Here is a 3,846-nt window from a genome sequence, read left to right as displayed (position 1 = left end):
CTGCGCGGGTTTGTGGGGCGTCATCAACTCCCGTCCCCCCACCCACACTTCAGGGAGCCCCCACATGCTCCGCGGCATCGACGTCAGCGCCTACCAGTCCTCCGCCTTCAGCACCGAAGGTCTCTCCTTCGCCTTCATCAAGGCGACGGAGGGCCGCTCCTACACCAACCCGAAGCTCGCGGCGCAGACCAAGCACGCCCGTGACGCCGGACTGGTCGTCGGCTTCTACCACTTCCTGTGGCCGGGCAACCTCACCGCCCAGGCCGAGTACTTCGTCAAGCACGCCCCCGAGAAGGGCGGCGACATTCTCGCCGTCGACTGGGAGACGACCGGCGACGGCACCCACGCGAGCAACGCGGAGAAGGACTCCTTCATCCGCAAGGTGAGACAACTGCGCCCGAACAACCGGGTCGTCCTCTACACGAACCGGCACTACTGGCTGAACGTCGACACCACCTCGTACGCCGGCGACGGGCTCTGGATCGCCGACTACGTCACGGCCGGCAAGCCCCGCATCAAGGCGAAGTGGCGCTTCCACCAGTACACCGACGACCCCGTGGACAAGAACGTCGCCGACTTCGCGAGCAAGGCGGCCCTGCGCGAGTGGGCGAACGACGCCTGACCCGCGCCCTGCTCATAGGCTTGTCCCATGGGCGGGAAGATCGCTGCGGTCAGCAGCAACGGGACGTACTCCTTCACCAAGCCGAACCGCGAGAGCATCACGCTGCTCGCCGGGTTCGGTGTGGAGGGGGACGTGCACGGCGGGGCGACGGTCAAGCACCGTTTCCGGATGCGGAAGGACCCCTCGCAGCCGAACCTGCGGCAGGTGCACCTGATGCACGCCGAGCTGTTCGAGGAGCTCCGCGCGGCCGGGTTCGAGGTCGGTGCCGGGGAGCTCGGGGAGAACGTGACGACGCGCGGGGTCGACCTGCTCGGACTGTCGGTGGGGACCAGGCTGCATCTGGGCGACGTGGCCGTCGTCGAGGTGACCGGACTGCGGAACCCGTGCGCGCAGATCGACCGCTTCCGCAAGGGCCTGCTCAAGGAGGTCGTCGGCCGGGACGCGGACGGATCCCCCCGGTTCAGGTCCGGGATCATGGGCGTCGTCGCGGTGGGAGGCCTGGTACGCCCAGGGGACCCGGTCGAGATCGAACCCCCGGCCGGCCCGCACCGGCCCCTCGACATCGTGTGACCGGCATCGTGTGACCGGCGGGGCGCCGGTTCGGCGCCCCCCTGGCTTCGGGGCTACTTGTTCAGGAAGGCCCAGAACTCGTCGAACGACAGGAGCTTGTCGCCGTTGAGGTCGCGGCTCTTGATGATCGCCTCGGCGACCGACTCGGTCACGTTCCAGTCGCCGCCCTGGGCCAGGGCGGACTTGAACTCGGCGGCGGTGATGGTGCCGTCCCCGTCCGCATCGATCCGCTCGAACTGCTTGCGTGCTTCCTCGATGTCGATGTGCGCCACCGGTCCGCCCCTTTTCTTGCCTTTGTCGTGTCCTGCTGGCTTGCTGCCGCAGGTCAGATTAGCGGCCCGGTCAGAGCGCCGGTGCGGCGACCACCCGGGGAAACCGCGGTGCCGTCCTCGATCATGTCTGCGAGTGTGGGCGTTCCACTGGGCGCGGAGGCGAGGAGCGGCGTGATGGAGACCTTGCGGGACATTCTCGACGCGGCGGCCCGCGGGGTGTTCCCGCCCGCGGACGGCGGCACGACGGTCGTACCGCAGGCCTGCCACCGGGACGCGGGCGTGCTGTCCTTCACGGCGCACTCGGTGGTCTTCACCGACGAGGACCCCGAGTGGGTCCACGCCACCCTGCGCGGCCTGGACTGCGACCCGCTGGCCGCGACCATGAACCCGCGGTTCCTGACCGCCCTCCTGGACCGGACCGGGCGCAGGTCCGAGACCATCGACGTGATGCTGGTCGCCGACCCGCTCCCGGGCGGACCGCCGCTCGCGCTGCGGGAGATCGAGGACGTGAACCATCCCCGTATCGCGTACGCCCGCAGGCGGCGCGACGGCATCCGCGCCTGGACCGCGGAGGGCGGGGTGCTGGTGACGGGACGTGGCGTGGGCGGCCGGCTGGAGGTCTCGGTCGAGGTGGACGAGGACGCCCGGCACCGGGGTCTGGGGCGAGCTCTGGTGACGGCGGCCAGGCATCTCGTCACGGAGCCGCTGTGGGCCCAGGTCTCCCCGGGGAACGCCCGCAGCATGCGGGCGTTCCAGGCGGCCGGCTACCGTCCGGTCGGCGCGGAGGCGGTGCTGCTCGCCCCGGCCGCGCGGGTGGTCGGCGGCTCAGCGGAAGATGCCGGTGTGGCCGAGTGAGTACCGCCCCGGCTGGGGGTACACCGCGAGCCCGTGCGGTCCGCTGCCGACCTTGACGCGGGCGAGCTGGGTGCCGGTGCGGGTGTCGATGGCGTAGACCTCGGCGTTGTAGCGGCCGGACAGCCACAGGACCTTGCCGTCGGCGGAGACTCCGCCCATGTCGGGGCTGCCGCCGTCGGGGAGGCGCCATTTCCTGGTGAGCTTGTTCCGGGTGAAGTCGAAGACGGAGACGGTCCCTTCGCCCCGGTTGGAGACGTACATCTCGCGGGAGTCGCGGCTGACGTAGAGGCCGTGTGCGCCCTTGCCGGTGGGCAGCAGGGTGGGTGTGGCGAAGGTGTCGCCGTCGAGGACCCACATCCCGTCGGCCATCATGTCGGCGATGTAGAAGCGCTTCCCGTCGGGCGAGACCTTGACGTCCTGCGGCATGGCGCCGTGGAAGGGCAGCTTCTGCTGTCCGATCACCTTCATCTTCTCGGTGTCGACCTTCAGCAGTTCCCCGCTGAACTCGCAGGACACGATGAAGTACCGGCCGTCCGGCGAGAAGTCGGCGTGGTTGACGCCGTAGCAGCTGACCGGGACCGTCTTCCGGCGTTCCATGGTGTGCGGGTCGCGGAAGACGAGCTCGCGGTCGAGGGAGGCCATCACGACGGCGTACCGGCCGTTCGGCGTGAAGTAGAGGTTGTACGGGTCGTGCACCTCGACCGGCTTGCCCGCCTTCCCGGTCCTCGGGTCGATGGGCGTGAGCGTGTTTCCGCGGTCGTTGTTGACCCACAGGGTCTTCAGGTCCCAGGAGGGCACGACGTGCTGGGGCTGCCGCCCGACCCGGATCGTGTCGATGACCTCGTACGTCCTCGGGTCGATCACGGAGACCGTGTCGGACTCGGTGTTGGGCACGTAGATCCGCGACGGGAAGTCCCTGACCACCGGTGACAGTCTGCCCGGGCGGTCGGCCGCGTAGACGTCCCGCGGGTCGAGGAGGGGCGGCATCCCGGGCAGCCCGTGGTCCGGCTTGCGCACCGGCTTCACCGGGGCGGGGGCGGCCGCCTTGGTGCCGTGGGTCTCGTGCGTCCCGCCCCCGGTCCCGGAACCGCAGGCGGCGAGGGCGACGATCGCGGCGGTCGCGAGCAGGGTGCTCTTCACGAGGTGGCGCTTCACAGATGTGGGGGGCATCAGCTGAACAGCTCCGTGGTGGTCACCGCGGCCAGGCCGCGCCGGTCGAGTTCTTCCAGTACGACGGGGAGGGCGGCGACCGTGTCGTCGTACCCGAAGTGCATGCTCACCACGGATCCCTCGCGGATCTCGGCGAGGACCTTGCGGGCGACGGCGGCGGGGCCGGGCGAGGTGAAGTCGAGGGAGTCGACGTCGTAGGAGAGGACGTGGGGGTAGCCGGCCTCCTGGGCCAGCCGGGTGACGAGGGGTGAGGCGGTGGGTGTGCGGGAGGGGCGGAACCAGGCTCCCGGCGATCCGGTGAGCCGGCGGATCCGTTCGGCGCAGCCGCCGATCTCCGCTCTGGCCTCGGTCTCGGAC

At 70.3% G+C, this 3,846-nt stretch carries 6 protein-coding genes; 3 read left to right on the top strand and 3 right to left on the bottom strand.

From position 1 onward, the window contains the following. Positions 1–64 precede the first annotated feature (64 nt). Both EHS43_RS39680 and EHS43_RS39675 read left to right on the top strand, forming a co-directional pair. Positions 65–622: a glycoside hydrolase family 25 protein gene (locus tag EHS43_RS39680; RefSeq protein ID WP_125195411.1), complete on the top strand. Its 558-nt coding sequence runs from the start codon at positions 65–67 to the stop codon at positions 620–622. 27 nt (positions 623–649) lie between these two features. After that, positions 650–1,192 carry an MOSC domain-containing protein gene (locus EHS43_RS39675; protein ID WP_125195410.1) on the top strand — a complete coding sequence of 181 codons (543 nt, stop codon included), beginning with the start codon at positions 650–652 and terminating at the stop codon, positions 1,190–1,192. A gap of 53 nt (positions 1,193–1,245) precedes the next feature. Here EHS43_RS39675 and EHS43_RS39670 read toward each other — a convergent pair whose 3' ends face one another. Next, on the bottom strand, positions 1,246–1,464 hold the full coding sequence (locus tag EHS43_RS39670) for an EF-hand domain-containing protein (protein ID WP_020121116.1): 219 nt from the start codon (positions 1,462–1,464) through the stop codon (positions 1,246–1,248). Positions 1,465–1,638: 174 nt separating this feature from the next. On the opposite strand from EHS43_RS39670, the gene EHS43_RS39665 reads away from it, so the two are divergent. Then, positions 1,639–2,319, top strand: coding sequence for a GNAT family N-acetyltransferase (locus EHS43_RS39665; protein WP_125195409.1), 681 nt, complete (start codon positions 1,639–1,641; stop codon positions 2,317–2,319). On the opposite strand, the gene EHS43_RS39660 is transcribed toward EHS43_RS39665, so the two are convergent. Both EHS43_RS39660 and EHS43_RS39655 read right to left on the bottom strand, forming a co-directional pair. Continuing rightward, on the bottom strand, positions 2,290–3,489 hold the full coding sequence (locus EHS43_RS39660) for a YncE family protein (RefSeq protein WP_185806608.1): 1,200 nt from the start codon (positions 3,487–3,489) through the stop codon (positions 2,290–2,292). The genes EHS43_RS39665 and EHS43_RS39660 overlap by 30 nt on opposite strands. Further along, positions 3,489–3,846: polysaccharide deacetylase family protein (locus EHS43_RS39655; protein ID WP_148104222.1), on the bottom strand; the 358-nt coding region annotated here is incomplete at its 5' end. The genes EHS43_RS39660 and EHS43_RS39655, both read right to left, overlap by 1 nt.

It is taken from the genome of Streptomyces sp. RP5T, assembly GCF_003933965.1.
In the GTDB taxonomy this organism is placed as follows: domain Bacteria; phylum Actinomycetota; class Actinomycetes; order Streptomycetales; family Streptomycetaceae; genus Streptomyces.
This window is presented reverse-complemented; position numbering and strand designations above follow the sequence as displayed.